At 64.9% G+C, this 19,829-nt stretch carries 15 protein-coding genes; 3 read left to right on the top strand and 12 right to left on the bottom strand.

Going from position 1 to position 19,829, the window contains the following annotated elements; all coding sequences use genetic code 11:
- Nucleotides 1–69: 69 nt before the first annotated feature.
- The 3 genes from AC3IPP_RS04850 to AC3IPP_RS04840 are packed head-to-tail and all read right to left on the bottom strand — an operon-like array spanning nt 70 to nt 3,724.
- Nucleotides 70–2,037 carry a DUF3732 domain-containing protein gene (locus AC3IPP_RS04850; RefSeq protein WP_292176444.1) on the bottom strand — a complete coding sequence of 656 codons (1,968 nt, stop codon included), beginning with the start codon at nt 2,035–2,037 and terminating at the stop codon, nt 70–72.
- Nucleotides 2,034–2,516: a three component ABC system middle component gene (locus AC3IPP_RS04845; RefSeq protein WP_291539392.1), complete on the bottom strand. Its 483-nt coding sequence runs from the start codon at nt 2,514–2,516 to the stop codon at nt 2,034–2,036. Before AC3IPP_RS04845 ends, AC3IPP_RS04850 begins: the two co-directional genes overlap by 4 nt.
- Entirely contained in the window at nt 2,513–3,724 is a 1,212-nt protein-coding gene (locus tag AC3IPP_RS04840; protein WP_489150558.1) for an ABC-three component system protein, read from the bottom strand. The genes AC3IPP_RS04845 and AC3IPP_RS04840 overlap by 4 nt, the downstream gene beginning before the upstream one ends.
- 299 nt (nt 3,725–4,023) lie before the next feature.
- Here AC3IPP_RS04840 and AC3IPP_RS04835 point away from each other — a divergent pair, with 299 nt between their 5' ends.
- Nucleotides 4,024–5,841, top strand: coding sequence for an ATP-dependent nuclease (locus AC3IPP_RS04835; RefSeq protein WP_291539386.1), 1,818 nt, complete (start codon nt 4,024–4,026; stop codon nt 5,839–5,841).
- A 15-nt stretch (nt 5,842–5,856) separates the two neighbouring features.
- Here AC3IPP_RS04835 and AC3IPP_RS04830 read toward each other — a convergent pair whose 3' ends face one another.
- Nucleotides 5,857–7,377, bottom strand: coding sequence for an integrase arm-type DNA-binding domain-containing protein (locus AC3IPP_RS04830; protein WP_291539384.1), 1,521 nt, complete (start codon nt 7,375–7,377; stop codon nt 5,857–5,859).
- Nucleotides 7,378–7,715: 338 nt separating this feature from the next.
- Between AC3IPP_RS04830 and AC3IPP_RS04825 the strand changes: the two genes are divergently transcribed.
- Nucleotides 7,716–8,930: a CaiB/BaiF CoA transferase family protein gene (locus AC3IPP_RS04825; RefSeq protein ID WP_489150557.1), complete on the top strand. Its 1,215-nt coding sequence runs from the start codon at nt 7,716–7,718 to the stop codon at nt 8,928–8,930.
- A 9-nt stretch (nt 8,931–8,939) separates the two neighbouring features.
- On the opposite strand, the gene AC3IPP_RS04820 is transcribed toward AC3IPP_RS04825, so the two are convergent.
- The 7 genes from AC3IPP_RS04820 to cyoA are packed head-to-tail and all read right to left on the bottom strand — an operon-like array spanning nt 8,940 to nt 15,910.
- Nucleotides 8,940–9,476, bottom strand: coding sequence for a response regulator transcription factor (locus tag AC3IPP_RS04820; protein WP_087141195.1), 537 nt, complete (start codon nt 9,474–9,476; stop codon nt 8,940–8,942).
- Nucleotides 9,477–9,499: 23 nt separating this feature from the next.
- Nucleotides 9,500–10,846, bottom strand: coding sequence for an ATP-binding protein (locus AC3IPP_RS04815; protein WP_087141196.1), 1,347 nt, complete (start codon nt 10,844–10,846; stop codon nt 9,500–9,502).
- Nucleotides 10,846–11,610 (bottom strand): SURF1 family protein, encoded by a 765-nt coding sequence (locus AC3IPP_RS04810; RefSeq protein WP_489150556.1) that lies wholly within the window; start codon nt 11,608–11,610, stop codon nt 10,846–10,848. The genes AC3IPP_RS04815 and AC3IPP_RS04810 overlap by 1 nt, the downstream gene beginning before the upstream one ends.
- Before the next feature lie 26 nt (nt 11,611–11,636).
- Entirely contained in the window at nt 11,637–12,023 is a 387-nt protein-coding gene (cyoD, locus tag AC3IPP_RS04805) for a cytochrome o ubiquinol oxidase subunit IV (protein ID WP_489150555.1), read from the bottom strand.
- Nucleotides 12,020–12,664 carry a cytochrome o ubiquinol oxidase subunit III gene (gene cyoC / locus AC3IPP_RS04800; protein WP_489150554.1) on the bottom strand — a complete coding sequence of 215 codons (645 nt, stop codon included), beginning with the start codon at nt 12,662–12,664 and terminating at the stop codon, nt 12,020–12,022. The genes cyoD and cyoC overlap by 4 nt, the downstream gene beginning before the upstream one ends.
- A 4-nt stretch (nt 12,665–12,668) precedes the next feature.
- The gene (gene cyoB, locus AC3IPP_RS04795; RefSeq protein ID WP_489150553.1) at nt 12,669–14,681 is read right to left on the bottom strand and encodes a cytochrome o ubiquinol oxidase subunit I; all 2,013 of its coding nucleotides are present in this window, start codon (nt 14,679–14,681) and stop codon (nt 12,669–12,671) included.
- 14 nt (nt 14,682–14,695) lie between these two features.
- Nucleotides 14,696–15,910: a ubiquinol oxidase subunit II gene (gene cyoA, locus AC3IPP_RS04790; RefSeq protein WP_489150552.1), complete on the bottom strand. Its 1,215-nt coding sequence runs from the start codon at nt 15,908–15,910 to the stop codon at nt 14,696–14,698.
- Between the two features lie 187 nt (nt 15,911–16,097).
- Here cyoA and AC3IPP_RS04785 point away from each other — a divergent pair, with 187 nt between their 5' ends.
- Nucleotides 16,098–17,441 (top strand): MFS transporter, encoded by a 1,344-nt coding sequence (locus tag AC3IPP_RS04785; RefSeq protein WP_087141189.1) that lies wholly within the window; start codon nt 16,098–16,100, stop codon nt 17,439–17,441.
- Nucleotides 17,442–17,552: 111 nt separating this feature from the next.
- On the opposite strand, the gene AC3IPP_RS04780 is transcribed toward AC3IPP_RS04785, so the two are convergent.
- On the bottom strand, nt 17,553–19,730 hold the full coding sequence (locus AC3IPP_RS04780; protein WP_489150551.1) for a malate synthase G: 2,178 nt from the start codon (nt 19,728–19,730) through the stop codon (nt 17,553–17,555).
- Between the last annotated feature and the right edge of the window lie 99 nt (nt 19,731–19,829).

Raw genomic sequence — 19,829 nt, 5'->3', positions numbered from 1 at the left:
CCGCACTGGAAGGGTGAGGCGGATACATTCCTCGGCTCTTTTAGTCTCCTGCAGAAATCGACCAGAAGGTCAGACGTCTGGTCGCGAAGGCCAATCAAGAGGGAGCAGTCCCCTTCCCGACGCGCGTGTCCATCGTTCGCGCGTTGCGTCCACATATCGAGGATCGTCCGCAAAATAGGCGTGCTCGATCAGGATGACCTGTAGCCCTTCCCGCCGTTCGACCTCGGCGAAGAGGAAGTTCATGTGCTGGCGCATAGCCTTGATGTCTTCGTCCTCATCATCGCCGTCAGCAGAAATTGAGAGTTCGTCGCGCTTCTGGCCCTCCGTCGATGGGAAGTATGGCCGGCTGATCTGATCGAAGATCAAGACTCCAGGCACGGGCGCCCGCACCTTTTCCAAATAGCGCTGCAGCGCGAAGTTCAGAGCGATGTGGATGGCCAAATAGTTTTGGTCTGAGCCCACATCCGACATCTTCAGCACCACCGCGCTGTCAGCCTCTATGACCGCGATATCCGGTTCGGTGGCCGAGAAATCCAACTCGGAACCAACGCAGGGTTCAATGGTCGGCAACGCCGAAAAGACCTCGGTCGCATACTCGGAGATTTTGCGCTCGGCGAGACGAAGCCTCACCATTCTGGCCTCGGGATTGACGAGGCCCTCCAGCTCGCGGATTTGGTCCCGGAGCACAGTCAAATCAGCTGGCTGAGGTCGGTTCTCATCGCTCATCGTGTCGAGGAAATAGGAGACCCTGCCCATCAAGTGGGCCCGGACCTCCGCGAGATCAGCGAGCTTTCGGCTTTCGTCGGACTGCCGCATCCAGGAAGCGATCCTGTCGTCGACGCTTCGGAGCTCACGCTTCAAGCCGTCGATCTGGCGGCCCAAGTTTCCGTCATAATCGATCAGACGAGGCTTGATCCGTTCCACGGCCGCACTCTCACCTCGGACTTTGGCCAGGGTCGTCCGTAGCGCGTCCGCCGCCCTTGCGCCCACATCCGACCGCTGGGCACACAGGGGACAGTGGTCGGAAACTTCCGCCAGCCCCAGATGCGCTCCAAGGTCGAGCTTCTCGCGTTGCCGCTGCACAGTGGTTTCAAATCCGGACACATCCTGGATGGCCAGACGAGCGGCGTCCGCCTGACGTCTCGCGTCAGAGAGTCGGCCGAGCACGTCGCGCCGTTGCCGATGGAGGGCAGACAGTTCACTCTCACTCGGAAGGGTTCGCGCTTCACCGGACGATGACGCGATTTGTCCAAGGAGGCTGATCAGGTCGGCGTCCACCGTTTCGATAGGAGGGGTATTGGCGACACCCAGGCGTTCCGCCTCTGCCAGAAGGCTGAAAGCCCGGCTCCGCATCGCACTCTCGGCAGTGGCGCGTAGCCTGTTCCGGTTTTCGTTTCGCTCAAGGTCGCGTTGCAAAGACCGAAGCCGACGTTCGTTCAGGGCGTTGGCTTCGTCCGTGGCTCGTAGGAAATAGGGGATCGTTGCGATGATGTCGGGCGCCTTGTCCGACTGCTCAAGCCCGTGAAGGAGCACCTGCTCGCTGTAGATGACCTCCTTGGTGACAAACATGTACGGGGTGACATGGCGGACGGTCGCTCGGCCGCGCATTCGCCCCCAATCATCGGGCTCTCCGGGAAGGTCGCCGATACCGAACGCCCGTTCGAGGAACGCCTTTCCAGCGCCAAGCGGAACCGGACCTTCGAACTCCTCTGGCGACGATGGCACGGCAAGATTGCGGCCCGCGGTCGCGAACATTTTGTGGCTGCTGTCCTGCCCGACAGGCGGGATGATGCGGCCGACGATCATTTCGTCATCGCCGGCGACCCATTTGACGCCTACCGCGATGCTGTGACGGCGGATGTGTGCCGGGAGTTCGCATTCGCTTGAACCAAGGCAGTAATCCACTGCCTTGATCAGTGCGGATTTCCCCGTTCCGGATGCGCCGGTGATGATGTTCAAGCCCGGTCCAAACGGCACCAGACGCTGCCGACCGTCCAATCCAAGGAAGAATATCGACGCGATGTTCCAGCGGTTCAAAGACTGATCCCCACAATATCGAAGATTGTTTTGGTGGAGCCGGCCATCCCCATCCAATATCCGAGTCGGTCCGCACGTTTGACCGGGCCGGCGAGCGCTGGCGATAGCCCCTTCGCCAGGTCGGTCTTGAGAGGTAGCGACCCCACGAGCAGACGCCCCTCAGTGTCCAGTCGGACGGCATTGGTGAAGCAGCCAAGACGCACGGCCTCGCTCACGATGCGAAGCGACCCGTTAAGGCGATCGCCGAGCTCCAACTGGATCTGGGGACTGCGTTCGACCCACTCGCGCAACCCAGTCTTCTTGTTGGTGCCGTCAAACGTGCTGAGAAGGTCGCCGGACAGGCAGATCGGCAGGGCCAGATAGGCGATCGGGAGATCTACGCCCTGCGCGCCAGCTTCGCTGAAGCCCCTGATGAAACTGCTGAGCACCCATGCGCCCCAGGCGGGGTTGGTCTCAGCGTATATGTCATGAGCAATCATGCCTCATCATCCTTGAGGCGCTCGACGTAGTCAGGATGCCAGCCCACTTCCCTGTTTATGGCGAGAACCTGAAAGCTACCCCTGACGTAGAATGGCGCCTGCCAGCCTGGAGATATCGGCTCAATCGCCTTGGGGGCGTCCCCATGCGTCCAGCGCAGCAATCCTAGACCGCTGGCGCGCTTTTCGTCCTCGCCCACGCTGACGCAGTCGTCGACGATCCGCCCGTGCCGATCAGACCATTCCTCGCGCATGATCGCGTCGTGCCGCTCAATTTTGGACGCCATTGCGGGTCGATCAACGATCCATTTCGCTCGCTGTTGGCGTGCCCGCCATTCCTCGCGGATAGCCCAGGCAATATCGGAATTGCCGCCTCCAACCAGAGCGATCTGACGCGTCAGAAGTCCCTCCGGCTGATAGTCGGCCGGTGGAACCATGAGCTCGAAGTCTGGCATCAGAACCTCGTGCTCAATGTCCGAGATCCTCTCGGCAATCTCCTGAAGCAATTCGTCTCGCCCGATGAAACGTTGGCGGCGACCGCAGAGGGCATACACGACCTGGCGGTCCCACCACTCAATTAGAGACCTCGCGATCTGTGGACGGTCACGCTCCCGAATCTGATGGAGCTTCGAAGCAATCTCAGCCTCCATCTGGTCGATCGTCGCGGCGCCTGTGACGACATGGATGCGACGGAGAAGGTTCAGTCGAACGGATGCCGACAGCTTGAGAAACGCGTCGCAGCCGTCCGCCCGATCGGCGTGTGGAATCTTCTTTCCCTCTGCCTTCGCAGCCTCACGCTCTTGCGCGACCCGCTCCGCCTCCTTCACGAGCGCGGCGACCAAGGCCTCACGCTTTGAGCCAGGCGTCCGAAGTGCCGTTAGCTCGCTGTCCGCACCGAGTTCGCCGACCGTCACGAGATGGAAACTGGTCTCGGCAAGCGCGAGACTAGGTAGCAAGTCGATCCAGACTTTAAGCGTTCTCCAGAGGGCGCGAGAGGCCAATGTGACGGCGGGCGGGTTTTCCCCCATGGAGTGCTTGAGCTGATACAGGAGGGTCTCGCTGTTGACCTTCAGCTCGACATCATCAGCACGCTCGACAGCGACGATCGCCGAGTCGTCAGCCTGGCCAACAAGCGTTCTCAGACCGACAAATGACTGAAAGTAGAAGCCCAAAGCCGAAGCTTCAGCGGAATGCGGGGTGGCGGCGCCCATAGTCAAATGATCCGAGTCCAGTACCCCGTTGTAGCAGCTTGACCTTAAGACGCCACAACCCTGAGGCCCATTCGGCCACGCGTCCGCCTGGTAGGCCCCGAGCGAGATCACACCAGCCTGCTCCGACTAATTGCCGCCAGAACCGCGCGCCCGTGGCGTGTTAGGGATAGAGGGGTCTGATCTTGTCTACCTGTACTAGAACGTTGGAGGTGGTACGGATTCGCTCAATGGTGGCGCTGTCCGCCGATTCTTCCACCCTGCTCGCTACCAGACCGGTCGGGCCGTGATCTCGCCATTTCATGAAACTCATTCGTCGCATCGAAATCAGCTACCTCCGCTCCCTCTACACAGCGAGCCTTGATCGACCCGGCGACATGAACGTCGTGTTTGGTCGCAACGACAGCGGCAAGTCGAACCTTCTGAGGGCTCTGAACCTCTTCTTCAACGAGGAGACCGAGCCGGGTCGCGGCGAGATCGACTTTGACCTGGACTTCAGTGACATCCGCCGCGACGCCGCCAAGGCAGCGAAGGGTCGGCAGTTCATCGCCATTCGCGTCGACTTCAATGTGCCTTCGAACTACCGGGCATCTCTAGGCGAGACTGTTTCGATCAAGCGACAGTGGAACATCGATGGCGACATGACGGAGACGTTGCCTCGCGGCCTGTCGAAGGCGTCGCGGATACAGCTCACCCGATTCCTCAATCAGATCGACTTCACCTACATTCCGGCCATCAAGGACCTGAACGTCTTCGGCGATCTGATCGAGCGGATGTACGCGGCGACCGCCGAAAGCAGCGGGTTCGAGACGGCGACCGACACATTCGTAGATGCGATCAGAAGCCAGACGAGCGGACTGTCGGACGGTCTTAGCAAGTTGTTTGGTTCAACGACTCGGCTGGCCGCACCGACGGATATGGGACTGCTGTTCCGCTCCCTGGACTTTGCTCATGGCGAAGACGGGCACTCGCTCTTGCGTCAAAAGGGCGACGGGGTGAAAGCCCGCCATTTGCCGGAGCTGCTGCGCTACATCAACGACAATGAATCTGGGAAGAAGTTCTTCATCTGGGGCTTCGAGGAGCCCGAGAACTCGTTGGATCTCGGCGCTGCTGACGCGGAGGCGGAACGCTTTGCGGTGATCGCGGCCCGCTCTGACACACAGGTGTTCATCACGAGTCACTCCCCCGCCTTCTATCTGTCGAACTCCGAACAGACGAAGACGGACATTCGTCGCGTCTTTGTTTCGAAGCAGCGCGCCAATGGCGAAGGCGCTGATCCCGTAACGCCGAAGAACGCCATCAGCGTGATTGATAATCTGGAGGACGCTGAGGCGCGAATGAAGGAGGCCAGCCTCCTCCAGCTCCCGTACCTGATCCGACATTGGGGAGAACTGAAGAAGGAACGCGACGAGCTTGAGCGCGAAAGCACTTCACTGCGTGCCAAGCTCGAAGCTCTGACGGTGCCGACTGTCTTCGTGGAGGGGCGCCACGACAAGGCTTTGCTGGAAAGCGCGTTCGCTCGCGCCGGGCATAGCAAGGCGGCCATCAACGTTCGGATTCTCGATGGAACGCCAGCGACCACCACAGAGCTGCTTCCCAAACTGCTTCTGGCTGGCGCCCTTCATCAGGAAGCTCCGGTGTTGTTCCTGTTCGACAACGACGGCGCCGGTCGTCGAGCGCATCGAAATATCTGTGGCGTCGCACCGCCTGCCGATATCTGCGTCGTCTCCAAGAAGCTGGGGGTCTGGCTGCTGCCGCAGTCTTCAGAGAGCCGGGCGTTCGCCGAAACATATGGCATCCGTCTCGACCAACTCTTCTTCACGTCCGAGTTCCTCTACCCAGCGACGCTCGCGGCGGAGCTTTGCCTGGATGTTATCGGCGCCGACGAAGCCGAGGCGTCTCGCGCCAGCATCCATGAAAACTATCACAAGGCGTTGTCGCAGTCGGCAGCCGCTCCCCTGCGTGCTGCTGAGCCCGGTTCGGTTGACTGGTTCTTCTCCCGAGGCGTGCCGGACGATTTCAAAGCGCGCTTCGCGGCTCGGGCGGAGAAGTCTTTGCCACTAGAACAGATCGACAGCGTCGCCGCTGCGGCTTGGACATTCCTCACAGCGTCGGAATGACACGGCCCCCGCAGATCAACCGATCGTGCGGCCTGGAGGCGCGTCTCCCACCGCGAGTTTGACCGGCCGCCGGCTTCTGCGAGACGGCGGATCGATAAGGACCGTCGGCAGGGCATGGACCGAAATACGCGCGGCCTGGACTTCCAGCTTGCGCAGCGCGGCACGTGGCCCCGCCTTTAGGCGGACGGCGTCGGGATCCTCAGCCATGAGGTCGTCGAGCACGGCCCGGCTGGTGCTGTTGAGCCAACGGCTGAGTTCATCGCTGGACACACGACCGCGCTTGACGGCCGCGCCAATGAAGAAGGCGGACAGCCGCTCCTGCTGAGCCCGCAGGTGATCGCGCATCAGCTTCGATCGGGTGATGTAGCCGGAGTTCACGCCCGGCAGGGCGTGGTTCATCAGCAGATGCATATCGACCTCGGAGACCTCGGCCGCCTGCGCCAGCGTCCGATAGGTCTGGCGTAGGTCATTGCCCCAGTGGCTCAAGACAGCCCGGTCTTCCTTGTGCTCGGTGATATGGCCGCAGGGCGCGTCGCTCGGGAACAGCCACTCGCGTCCGCTCTGCGGGTAGATGATCGGCCCGATCCGCCGAAGCCGGAAGATCGACTCCATCATCGCGCGCGACAGCGGGATATCGAAGGCCTTCACCTCCCCGCCCTTGGGCTTGGACATGTGCATGACCCGGTTCTTCAGGTCGAGATCGGTGACACGGACATTCTTCAGCACCTCCGGGCGCGAGCCCGACAGCAGGGTCATCAGGTGGAACTCGCGCCGGATCGGATTGGCGATCCGGGCAAGTTGCTCGAACCAGCCCGGCAGGTCGGTCACGCCCATGGCGGTGTCCTTGCGCTGTTCGGGATTCCAGTCGACTGCGGCCGCTGGGTTCTCCGGCGGCAGGGCGCGGCATGTCTTCCGCGCGTGGTTGTAGATGGCCCGGAAGCTGCGCATCGCGCCGTTGGCGATCGCCGGCCCGTTGTTCTCACTGATCAGGTCGTGGCGATCCGCGAGAAGTCGAGGTTCGTCGCCGAGCTCGGACAACGGACGATCGAGCCAATCCGCGAACAGACGCTCCATATGGTCTGCGTACCCCCGGATGGTGGCGGGGCTTCGCTTCTTTCGCTCCAGGTGGGAGACCCTGAATCGCGACCAAGCCTCTCGCAGGGTCGGGATGCCGAGAGGCGCGACACGCGCCGCCTCATCCGCAGCCTGCTCTGCCGCTCTGGCCTCGGCCAGGATCTCAACCTTCTTCTTGGGACGCGGGTCCTCTCCAGAGGCGATCAGAAGCAGCAGGCCCCTCGCCTTGGTTCTGGCGTCGCGCGTGTTGAGCTCGCCGACCTCGCACACCTTCATCTTGATGGTGGATCGACCGCCGTCCTCCCGTCGCAAGTCCGCCTGGATGATGAAGGTCTTGGTCGCGGCGCCGATCCGCACCGCGAAGCCGGGTTGTTCGGTGTCGCGGACCACGATCTGCCCGCTTCTGGCGAAGGGCATGCCGATGAGAATTTTGTCCGTTAGAGCGAGGCGCTGATCGGGCATTTTGCTGACGTTTTCGGCGTTAGGACGGTGCCGAAATCCCCCATTAGGACGGTGATTAGGACGGTGAACTCCGGCTCGAGAGTCTGTTTCTCGAAATGCGAAGAACACGCCAAATCTGCTCTAGAGGGTATAAAGTGTCAATTATTTCAATTGCTTGATCGTGCTGTAGCGTGCAATCGGCGGGGTCCGGAAAACCGAAGAACGGGTTCTCTTAATCAGCGGGTCCACAGTTCGAACCTGTGATCACCCACCATCGTCTCATTTCTTTGCATCGTTGGATGGCTGTCGCTTCGGCGCGAAACCGTCCTGCCGCGTCCGGTTTCTGCTAGAAGACGCGCATGTCTGACGCCGTCTCGATTCCCGCCGCCCCCGCTTCCTCCCACGGCCCGCTGACGGGCGTGCGCGTTCTGGACCTGTCGCGCGTGCTGGCCGGACCGTGGGCGACGCAGACCCTGGCCGACCTGGGGGCCGAGGTGATCAAGATCGAGCGGCCAGGCGCAGGCGACGACACCCGCCACTGGGGTCCGCCCTTCACCACGACGGCGGACGGTCGGCCGGGCGACGCCGCCTATTTCATGTGCGCCAACCGGGGCAAGAAGTCGGTCGAGCTGGACATCGCCAGCCCAGAAGGCGCCGAGACCGTGCGCCGCCTGGCCGCGACCTGCGACGTGGTGGTCGAGAACTTCAAGACCGGCGGGCTGAAGAAGTACGGCCTCGACTACGCCTCGCTGGCGGCGATCAATCCGAAGCTGGTCTATTGCTCCATCACCGGCTTCGGCCAGGACGGGCCGGACGCGCACCGCGCGGGCTACGACTACATGATCCAGGCCATGGGCGGACTAATGTCCATCACCGGCCAGCCGGACGGCGCGCCGGGCGCCGAGCCGATGAAGGTCGGGGTGGCGGTCGTGGACCTGTTCACCGGCCTATACGCCTCCAACGCCATCCTGGCGGCGCTGTGGCACGCACGGACGAGCGGCGAAGGCCAGCACGTCGACATCGCCCTGTTCGATGTCCAGGCGGCCATGTTGGCCAATCAGGCGACCAACTACTTCGTGTCGGGCAAGGCGCCGACGCGGATGGGCAACGCCCACCCCAACCTGGCCCCCTATCAGCCTTTCTCGTGCTCGGACGGCATGGTGATCATCGCCGTGGGCAACGACGGCCAGTTCCGCGCCCTGTGCGGCGCCCTGGGGCTGGAGGTCGAGGACCGCTTCGCCACCAACGCCCTGCGGGTCGCCAACCGCGAGGCGCTGGGACCGCTGATCGCGGCGAAGACCGCGGGCTTCACCATGCAGGGGCTGATGCAGGCGCTGGAGGCGACGGGCGTGCCCTGCGGACCGGTCAACACCATCGACCAGGTGTTCGAAGAGCCCCAGGCGATCCATCGCGGCGTGACCGTCGAGCAGACCCGGCCCGACCTGGCCGCCCCCGTCCGCACCGTGGCTTCGCCCATCCGCCTGTCGAAGACGCCGGTGCGCTACGACGCCCCGCCGCCGAAACTGGGGCAGGATACGGAAGCGGTGTTGGGGGCGTTGAAGGCGGAGGGCTGACCTCTCGGCTCAGCTGACCTGCCGCTTCTCCAGCTTGCGGGCCAGGGTGCGGCGGTGCATCCCCAGGCGACGTGCGGTCTCGGAGATATTAAAGTCGGTCTCGGCCAGCACCTCGTGGATGCGTTCCCACTCCAGCGTCTTGATCGAGGTCGAGCGCGCCGTCAGGGGCGCGTCGGGATCGCCCGCCTCGCGGCCGAAGGCGGCCTCGATGGCGTCGGTGCCGGCGGGCTTGGCCAGATAGTGCCGCGCGCCCAGCTTGATCGCCTCGACCGCCGTGGCGATGCTGGCGAAGCCGGTCAGGACCACGATCACCAGGTCGGGATCAAAGGCGTGTAGCGTCTGCACGCAGGTCAGGCCTGACGCCGTTCCCAGCTTCAGGTCCACCACGGCGTAGTCCGGATGATGCGTCTTCAGCAGTTCGACCATCTGATCGTGGCTGTGCGCCGAAACGACCTGATAGCCGCGCCGCTCGAACGACCGACGCAGGGTGCGCGAAAAGGACTCGTCGTCCTCGACGATCAGAAGCTGGCGGGGTTCGTCGGTCATGTCATTCCCTCTTTCCAGGCCTCTTATTTCGGCGCCAGGGCGTCGATCGGCAAGGTCAGCCGCACCATGGCGCCGGCAGCGCCGCCCTGCCCCCTGGGCCGGTTCACGGCCACGACCGTCCCGCCCAGCTTACGCATCACATTCACCAGCAAGAACAGCCCCAGGCCCGAGCCCGCCCGCGCCTTGGTCGACTGATAGGGCTGGCCCAGCTTCTCGAGGATCGCCGAAGAGAAGCCCGGTCCGTCGTCCTCGAAGGCGATGAACAGCCCGCCCGCGTCAGCCGCGGCCCGCACCTCCAGGTTCCGCGCCCCGGCCTCATGGGCATTGTCCAGAAGCGCGCTGAACACCTGCTTCAGGGCCGGATCGGCGATGATGCTCGGATTGCCGGGCGCCGGGCCGTCCAGGGTCACGCGCATGGCCTCGCCCGACTTGTCGGACCACTCGGCGATGATCTCCTGCAGGAAGGCCTTCAGGGTGGTGACGGTGGGCGCCTCGCCGCGCGCCTCGCCCGCCGACATCAGGATGTTGGTGACGATGGATTTGCAGCGCTCGACCTCGGCCTGCATCTGCTCGATGTCGTGCACCAGGTCGTCGTCGCGGTTCAGCGCTGGCATCCGTCGCCAGTCGCTGAGAATGACCGACAGCGAGGCGAGCGGCGTGCCCAGCTCATGCGCCGCGCCCGAGGCCAGCAGGCCCATGCGCACGATGTGATCCTGCTCCGCCGCCTGCTGTCGGGCCTCGGCCAGATAGGCGTCGCGGGCGCGCACGTTCTGACTGGTGCGGGTGACGAAGGCCACAAGCAGCACGGCGATCAGGATGAAGTTGATCAAGGCGCCCTGCTGGATCAGACCCAGCCGCGCATCGGCCCCGGCGGGCAGGTCCAGCGGCTGCCGCCAGATCGCCAGGAAGGCCAGGCAGGCGCCCGTCGCCAGCACGAAACCCCAGGCGTAGGCCGGGCGCAGCAGCACCGCCGCCAGCACCACCTGCATCAGATACAGGGCCGCGAACGGATTGGTCGCCCCGCCGCTGAAGTAGAGCAGCCAGCTCAGCGCCGCCACATCGACGCACAGGGCCAGCAGGATCTCCGGGTCGGTCACCACCTTGCGGCGCAGGGTGACCGGCGCGCTGACGAGGTTCATCACCGCCAGCGCCGTGGGCGCCAGCAGCAGCGGCCCCAGCGGAAGGTGAATGCCCAGGCCCCAATGGACGATGACGATGGTCGCCACCTGACCGATCACCGCCAGCCAGCGCAACTGGATCAGCAGCAGCATGTTGCGCCGCCCGGCCGCGCCTGGCGACACCGGCGTCTCGGCGTTGGCGTCCATGCCCATCAGGGTGCGGGCGAAGCGGCTCAGGGTCTGGGTCTGCATCATCGGCTCCCCAGCATACGACGCCGCTCCTCGCGCAGCCACAGCACCGCGCCGCCCGCCGACATCAGCGCCAGGCCGAACCAGGTCAGGGCGTAGACCAGATGGCTGTTGGCGAACCGCACCACCGTCAGCCCGCCGCGCGGCCAGCCGCCCGGATTAGGCGTCGCGTCGGCGTCGATGAAATAGGGAGCGACCGGGCCGCTCAACTGCTTGGCCCCAGCGATCGCCGCCACATCGCGCGAGAACCAGCGATCGCCCGTCGGATCATTGTCGCGCAGAAAGCCGCCCTTCGGTTCGCTGATCCGCAACAGGCCGGTGACGGAGACCGGCCCCTCGACCTGCCCTTCCGCACGATTTTCAGGCGCCGCGCGCTCGGCCGGGACGAAGCCTCGGTTGATCAGGACGGTGAAGCCCCGCGCGTCCGTCAGCGGCGTCACGACCCAGAAACCCGGCCCCAGGTCCGTCACCGCCTTCACCCGAACCTCGCGGTCATGCGCGAAACGGCCATCGGTCGTGACGCGGCGGTATTGGTCCGCCTCGCGCGTCACGGCGCCGAACCCTTGCGGCCCCGGCGCCGGGACAGGATCGGCGTGGATACGGCTGTCGACCTGGCGGATCAGCTCCTGCTTCCACGCCAGGCGCTGGACCTGCCACACGCCCAGCGTCGAAAAGCCCGCGATCAGCACGGTGAACGCCGCCAGCCCCGCGACCCGTCGACGGCGTGAAACCGGGCCGGGAACCGGATCGGGGGCCGATGGCGTCAAACGGCGGTCTCCGCGTGCGAGAGGGCTTAGCCCATCCCCTGCATGTCGTGGACGGGCATCATGTTGGTGTTCAGGTGATACATGACCCAGACCGAACCGGCGACGGCGATGACCACGATCACCAGGGTGAAGATCAGCGCCAGCATGTTCCATCCGCCCTCGGACTTATGGTTCATGTGCAGGAAGAAGATCATGTGGACCACGATCTGCACCACGGCGAAGGCCGTGATGATCAGACCCGTCAACTGCGGCGCCAGCACCCCGGCCATGACCAGCCAGAAGGGAATGGCGGTCAACACGACCGACAGGCCGAACCCGATCAGATAGCCCTTGTAGGTGCCGTGATCGTGGTCGTCGCCGTGGTGATCGTCGTGAGAGGTCACAGCGTGCTCGTTTTGGGCTTCAGCGCTCATCGCAGCATCCCGAACAGATAGACGAAGGTGAAGACGCCGATCCAGATGACGTCCAGGAAGTGCCAGAACAGGCTCAGGCACATGAGGCGGCGCTTGTTGGCCTGGATCAGGCCCTTCTGACTCACCTGGATCATCAGAGTGACCAGCCAGATGATGCCGAAGGTGACGTGCAGGCCGTGGGTGCCCACCAGGATGAAGAAGGCCGACAGGAAGCCGCTGCGCTGGGGCGTGGCGCCCAGGTGGATCATATGGGCGAACTCATAGAGCTCGATCCCCAGGAAGCAGAGGCCGAACAGGCCGGTGATCGCCAGCCAGACCTGCGTCTGCGCGACCTTGTTGCGGTACATCGCCAGCATGGCGAAGCCGTAGGTGATCGACGAGAACAGCAGCATGGAGGTGTTCACCGCCACCAGCGGCAGGTCGAACAGATCCTTGGGCGCCGGACCCGCCGCATAGTTGCCGCCCAGCACGGCGTAGACAGCGAACAGGATCGCAAAGATGAGGCAGTCGCTCATCAGATACATCCAGAAGCCCAGCATGGTGCTGTGGCCTTCCGGGTGGTGCGGCTCCTCTACCGGGTGGAAGATCGGCCGCCCGGCGTCGTCGACATAGTCGGGGTTGAGGGAAGGTGCGTGGCTCATCGGATCACCCCTGCGTCGCTGCTGCGGCCGCCAGGGCCTTGGTGCGCGCGTCCTCGGTCGCCTGAACCGTCTCGGCCGGGATGTAGTAGTCGCGCTTGTAGTTGAAGGTGTGGAAGATGGCGTAGCCGATCAGGGCGGCGAAGCTCGCCGCCGCCAGCCACCAGATGTACCAGATCAGCGCAAAGCCCAGGATCAGCGACAGCGCCGACAGGATGAACCCGGCTCCGGTGTTGGAGGGCATGTGGATCGGCTTGAAGCCTGCGGTCGGGCGTTCATAGCCGCGCGCCTTCATGTCCCACCAGGCGTCGCCGTCGTGGATGATCGGCGTCTTGGCGAAGTTGTAGTCCGGCGGCGGCGACGAGGTCGCCCACTCCAGGGTGCGGCCGCGCCAGGGGTCGCCCGTCTCGTCGCGCAGCTTGTCGCGGTTGATGATGCTGACGGCGAACTGGATCAACATGGCCAGGATGCCGACGGCGATGATCGCCACGCCCACGCCCGCGATGATGAACCAGATCTGATAGGCCGGATCGTCGAAGACCCGCATCCGCCGCGTCACGCCCATGAAGCCCAGGACGTACAGCGGCATGAAGGCCATCCAGAAGCCGACCACCCAGCACCAGAAGCTGACCAGCCCCCACTTCTTCTCCAGCTTGAAGCCGAAAGCCTTGGGCCACCAGTAGTTGATTGCGGCGAACAGGCCGAACAGCACCCCGCCGATGATGACGTTGTGGAAGTGAGCGATCAGGAACAGGGAGTTGTGCAGCACGAAGTCCGCCGGCGGCACCGCCAGCATGACGCCCGTCATCCCGCCGATCACGAAGGTCAGCATGAAGGCGACCGTCCACATCATCGGCAGCTCGAACCGGATGCGGCCGCGGTACATGGTGAACAGCCAGTTGAACAACTTGGCCCCTGTCGGGATCGAGATGATCATCGTCGTGATCCCGAAGAAGGAGTTCACGGACGCGCCCGAGCCCATGGTGAAGAAGTGGTGCAGCCACACTAGGTAGGACAGGATGGTGATGACCACCGTCGCATAGACCATGGAGGTGTAGCCGAAGAGCTTCTTGCCCGAGAAGGTCGAGGTGACTTCGGAAAACACGCCGAACAACGGCAAGATCAGGATGTAGACCTCCGGGTGGCCCCAGATCCAGATCAGGTTCACGTACATCATCGGGTTGCCGCCGAAGTCGTTCGTGAAGAAGTTGGTGCCGATGTAGCGGTCCGCCGACAGCAGGACCAGCGTCGCCGTCAGGATCGGGAAGGAGGCGACGATCAGGACGTTGGCGCACAGCGAGGTCCAGGTGAAGACCGGCATCTTCATCAGACCCATGCCCGGCGCGCGCATCTTCACGATGGTCGCGATCAGGTTGATGCCGGACAGGGTGGTCCCTACCCCCGCGACCTGCAGCGCCCAGATATAGTAGTCGACCCCGACGCCGGGGCTGTAGCCGATGCCCGACAGCGGCGGATAGGCCAGCCAGCCGGTGCGCGCGAACTCGCCGATGAACAGCGAGGCCATGACCAGCACGGCCCCCATCGTGGTCATCCAGAAGCTGAAGTTGTTCAGGAAGGGGAAGGAGACATCCCGCGCCCCGATCTGCAACGGCACCAGATAGTTCATCAGGCCGGTGATCATGGGCATGGCCACGAAGAAGATCATGATCACGCCGTGGGCGGTGAATATCTGATCGTAGTGGTGGGCGTTGAGGTAGCCCTCGGACCCGCCGAAGGCCATGGCCTGCTGAATCCGCATCATGACCGCATCGGCGAAACCGCGCAGGAACATGACCAGACCCAGGATCATGTACATGATCCCGATCTTCTTGTGGTCGACGGTGGTGAACCACTCCGTCCAAAGATAGCCCCACAACCGGTAGCGGGTGATGAGGGCCAGCATCCCCAGACCGCCGATGACGACGACGGCGAAGGTGGCGACCAGAATGGGCTCGTGGAACGGAAGCGAGTCCCAGTTCAACCGGCCCAGAAGCGGCGATGTGGAATGTTCGACAGTCATGATCGTTCAGGCGCTCAGGATTGCGACGCGACGGGCGCGGACGCCGTGGAAGGCGCGGAGAAGAGGGAGGCGAGACGCTCGCCCGGCTCGGATCGGCCGGGGCGTTCCAGCCCCTGCCCCATGACCCGGTTCAGCGGCGTGTCGCGAACGACGTCCTCGCCGAAGGCCTGACGACGGCGCGCGGCCTCGACCGCGGCGGCCTCGGCCTCCAGCGGCGTGCACAGCGTCATCACATAGGACTCGCCGGCGCCGAACACGGCGTCGCCGCGACGGGCGTATTTGTCATAGACCAGCGGCAGGGTGTTCTTGACCGCCGCCAGGCCCAGACCGCCCTTCTTGTCGATGTCCATCATCTCGCCCATGCACATCTTGCCCGGCTCGACGCACATGTTGACCACGGCGTCGAACAGGCGGTCGTCGACCGAGGCGTAGTGCAGGACCGGCACCTTCTCGCTGGGCTTCTCCAGCTCCAGATAGGTGTCGCGATCCAGGCCCTGGCTTGAGGCCCGCACGCCCGCGACCCACTGGTCGAACCCGGCCTGATCCAGACCATGGAAGGCGAACCGCATGTTCGAGAAGCCGTCGCCGGAATAGTTGGCCGAGAAGCCGACGTATTCGCCCGGCCGGTTGATGACGGCGTGCAGCTTCGTCTCCATGCCCGGCATGGCGTAGATCTGACCGGCCAGGGCGGGGATGTAGAAGGAGTTCATCACCCCGGTCGAAGTGATGTGGAAGCGGATCGGCCGATCGACCGGCGCGGCCAGTTCGTTCACGGTGGCGATGCCGTATTCGGGGTAGATGAACAGCCATTTCCAGTCCATCGCCACCACCTCGACCTGCAACGGACGGTGATCCTCGGGGACGGCCTTCCCCTCGGCGATGCGGTCCAGCGGGCGATAGGGGTCCAGCAGGTGCGTCCCGGCCCAGGTTATGGCGCCCAAGCAGATGATGATCAGCAGCGGTGCGGCCCAGATCACCAGCTCAAGATGGGTCGAGTGATCCCAGTCCGGCTCGTAGCGCGCCTCCCGGTTCGATTCCCGATACTTCCAGGCGAAGAAGACGATCATCGCCATCACCGGAATGACGATAATCAGCATCAGCGCCACCGACCAAACCAGCAGATCGCGCTGCTGGGCGGCGATGTCGCCGGCGGGCGCCAGGACCACGGCCTCGCAGCCGGGTAGCAGGGCCAGAAGGGGCAACAGCAACAGGGGGCGCAGTCGGCGCACGGCGGCTCCAGTCGAGGTTCGAGGCAAGGGCACGGTCATCTTGCAGGCCCCGTAACCCCGCCCCCGAACAGGCGACATTGGACAATCTGCCCTATCCCCTGTTCCGACCATCGGGAGCAAAGGGGCTGTTTCAACATTCTACTGTCGCGGGCGCGCGTGCGCCCCGGTTCCTGGAGCCTCATCGGTCATGAACGCAGCCAGCGGCGCGCCTTCTTCAGAGCCCCTCGAACGGGACGCCAGCCGGATCAACGCGCGAGACGGCAAAATCGACGCGGGCGAAATCGCCATCGGCGTCATCATCGGCCGGACGTCGGAATTCTTCGACTTCTTCGTCTACGCCATCGCCTCGGTCGTGGTCTTCCCGCAGTTGGTCTTCCCCTATGCGGGTCCGCTGGGCGGGACGCTGCTGTCCTTCGCCGTCTTCGCCGTGGCCTTCATCGCCCGGCCGTTCGGCACCGCCCTGTTCATCGCCGTCGACCGGCGCTTCGGGCGCGGGACCAAGCTGACCATCGCCCTGTTCCTGCTGGGCCTGTCGACCGTCTGCCTGGGCTTCCTGCCGGGACATGCGCAGGTCGGCCACTGGTCGGCCGCCATGCTGATCGCCCTGCGGATCGGCCAGGGCGTGGCCCTGGGCGGCGCCTGGGACGGCATGGCCTCTCTGCTGGCCGTCGCCGCGCCCGAAAAGCGTCGCGGCTGGTACGCCATGGTGCCGCAGCTGGGCGCGCCGTTCGGTCTGATCGTCGCCAGCGCCCTGTTCGCCTACTTCCTCAGCAAGCTGTCGGCCGCCGACTTCATGGACTGGGGCTGGCGCTACCCCTTCTTCGTGGCCTTCGCCATCAACGTGGTGGCCCTGTTCGCGCGCCTGCGGATCGTGGTCACGCCCGTCTTCCAGGCCGCCTTCGAGACGCTGGAGCTGCACCCTACCCCTGTCTCCAAGGCCGTGCGCGAAGAAGGCGGAAGCATCGTCATCGGCGCCTTCGCCCCCCTGGCCAGCTTCGCCATGTTCCACATGGTGACAGTGTTCCCGCTGTCGTGGGTCTTCCTCTACACCGACGAGGCGCCCAGCCGCTTCCTGATGATCGAGCTGATCGGCGCCGTCTTCGGCCTGTTCGCCATTCTGGCCTCGGGCTGGCTGGCCGACCGCTACGGCCGCCGCGCACTGCTGGCCGTCACGGCCGCGGGCATCGCCGCCTTCTCGGGCTTCGCGCCCCAGCTTCTGGACGGCGGCCCGGCGGGCGAGCTGACCTATATGATCCTGGGCTTCATCCTGCTGGGTCTGTCGTTCGGCCAGGCCTCGGGCGCCATCGCCTCCAGCTTCAGCCTGACCAACCGCTACACCGCCTCGGCCCTGACGTCGGACCTGGCCTGGCTGTTCGGCGCGGGCTTCGCCCCGCTGGCGGCCTTGGCGCTGTCGGGCAAGTTCGGCCTGGTGGCGGGCGGCGCCTATCTGCTGTCGGGCGCCATCTGCACCCTGCTGGCCCTGTGGCTGAACCGCGAACTGGCCAAGGGCCGCGCGGGCGCCAAGGCGTAGGGCCCTCTCTAAGGCCCAAGATCAAGGGGCGCGGCCAGCCGGTCGCGCCCCTTTTGTTTGCGCTATCGCTCGGCGCGCGGCGCCTCGCTGCTTGAGCGCGGTGGTGTGTGGTCAGCCCTGCGCCTTGGCCTTGCGGCGCCAATGGGTCAGCAGGTGTTCGGTGTAGCCGTTCGGCTGTTCCCTGCCCTTGAACACCAGGTCGCAGGCCGCCTGCCACGCCGGGCCGTCATAGGCCGGCGCCAGCGGGCGATAGGCCGCATCGCCCGCGTTCTGGCGATCCACGACCACAGCCATGCGCTTCAGCGCCTCCATGACCGCGTCCTCGGTCGTGACGCCATGACGCAACCAGTTGGCCAGGTGCTGGCTGGAGATGCGCAGCGTCGCCCGATCCTCCATCAGGCCCACGTCGTGGATGTCCGGCACCTTGGAGCAACCCACGCCCTGATCCACCCAGCGCACGACATAGCCCAGGATGCCCTGCGCGTTGTTGTCCAGCTCCTGCCGGATTTCCTCGGCGCCCGGCGTTCCCGTCATGAACGGCGGAGTCAGCAAAGGCGTCAGGCCGGTCGGCGCGCGCTTGGCGATCTCGGCCTGACGCGCCCAGACGTCGACCTCATGATAATGCAGGGCGTGCAGGGTCGCCGCCGTCGGCGAGGGCGTCCACGCCGTCGAGGCGCCCGCGCGCGGATGGCCCGCCTTGGCCGCCAACATGTCGCCCATGCGGTCCGGCGCGGCCCACATCCCCTTGCCGATCTGCGCCCGGCCCGACAGACCCGCCTTCAGGCCGATGTCGACGTTGCGGTCCTCATAGGCCTTGATCCAGCCGGTCTCGCGCACCGCCTCCTTGCGGACGACAGGGCCGCCTTCCATCACCGTGTGGATCTCATCGCCCGTGCGATCCAGGAAGCCGGTGTTGATGAAGACCATCCTGCCCTTCGCCGCCGCGATGCAGTTCATCAGATTGACGCTGGTGCGGCGCTCCTCGTCCATGATGCCCATCTTCAACGTCAGGGCGGGCAGGCCCAGCATGGTCTCGACCGCGCCGAACAGCTCGTCGGCGAAGGCCACCTCGTCCGAGCCGTGCATCTTGGGCCGCACGACATAGACCGAGCCCGCCGGGCTGTTGCGCGCCTCAGGCGGACGGCGCAGGTCGTGCAGGCCGATCAGGCCCGTCATGGCGATATCCAGCAGATGCTCAGGCGTCTCGCGCCCGTGGGCGTCCAGCACGGCGTCTGTCGTCAGGTGCAGGCCGACGTTGCGCACCAGCATCAGGCTGCGCCCCTTCAGCGCCAGCGTCGATCCATCGGGCGCCGTATAGAGGCGGTCCGGGTTCAGGCGCCGCTCGACGGTGCGCCCGTCCTTCTCGAAATCGGCCTGAAGGTCGCCGCGCATCAGGCCCAGCCAGTTGGCGTAGACCAGCCGCTTGTCCGCCGCATCGACGGCGGCGACGCTGTCCTCGGCATCGGCGATGGCGGACAGGGCCGCCTCGACCAGCACGTCGGCGACGCCTGCCGGATTGTCCCTGCCGATGCGGTGCGCGCGGTCGATGACGATCTCCAGATGCAGGCCGTTGTGGCGCAGCAGAACGCCCGACGGCTCATTGGCTGCACCGGAATAGCCGACGAACACCTCCGCGCCCGCCAGCCCCGTCTCAAGCCCGCCATCCAGGGTAACGACCAGCCGCCCATGCTCGACCCGATAGGCCGTCGCCTGAGCGTGCGATCCGGTCGCCAGCGGCGCCGCCTGATCCAGAAGCGCACGGGCGCGGGCGATGACGCGGGCGCCGCGTTCGATGTCATAGCCGCCCGCCTTGGGCGCCTCGCCCAGCGCATCAGTGCCGTAAAGCGCGTCATACAGGCTGCCCCAGCGCGCATTGGCCGCGTTCAGCAGATAGCGGGCGTTGGTCAGGGGCACGACCAGCTGCGGCCCGGCCAGGGTGGCGATCTCAGGGTCGACGTTCGCCGTCTCGGCCCTCACGCCGTCGCGCTCGTTCTCGATATAGCCGATCTCGCGCAGATAGGCCTGATAGGCTGCCTGATCCGGCTGGCCCGGATAGGCCCGGTGCCAGTCGTCCAGCTTGGCCTGAAGTTGATCGCGGCGTTCCAGCAGGTCGCGGTTGCGTCGGCCGAACTGGGCCAGCAGCCCCTCGACACCGGCCCAGAAGGCTGCGGCGCTCACGCCCGTATCCGGCGTCGCCTGATCGCGCACGAAGGCGTCCAGCTCGGCGGCCACCTTCAGGCTGCCGTGGCGGACATAGGCGTCGGCGGAGGTCTTGGGGGCGTCGAACATGGCGGTCTCCTTCATCGCCCAGACTAGTCGCGCCCTGCTTCGCTATCCACGGCGAAGAAAGACATCTATCTTTGCAAAAGACACAATGATGAGACCCCG

This window comes from Brevundimonas sp. KH_060, assembly GCF_057838275.1.
The sequence above is the reverse complement of the archived record's forward strand: the minus strand, read 5'-3'. Positions and strand labels throughout refer to the sequence as shown.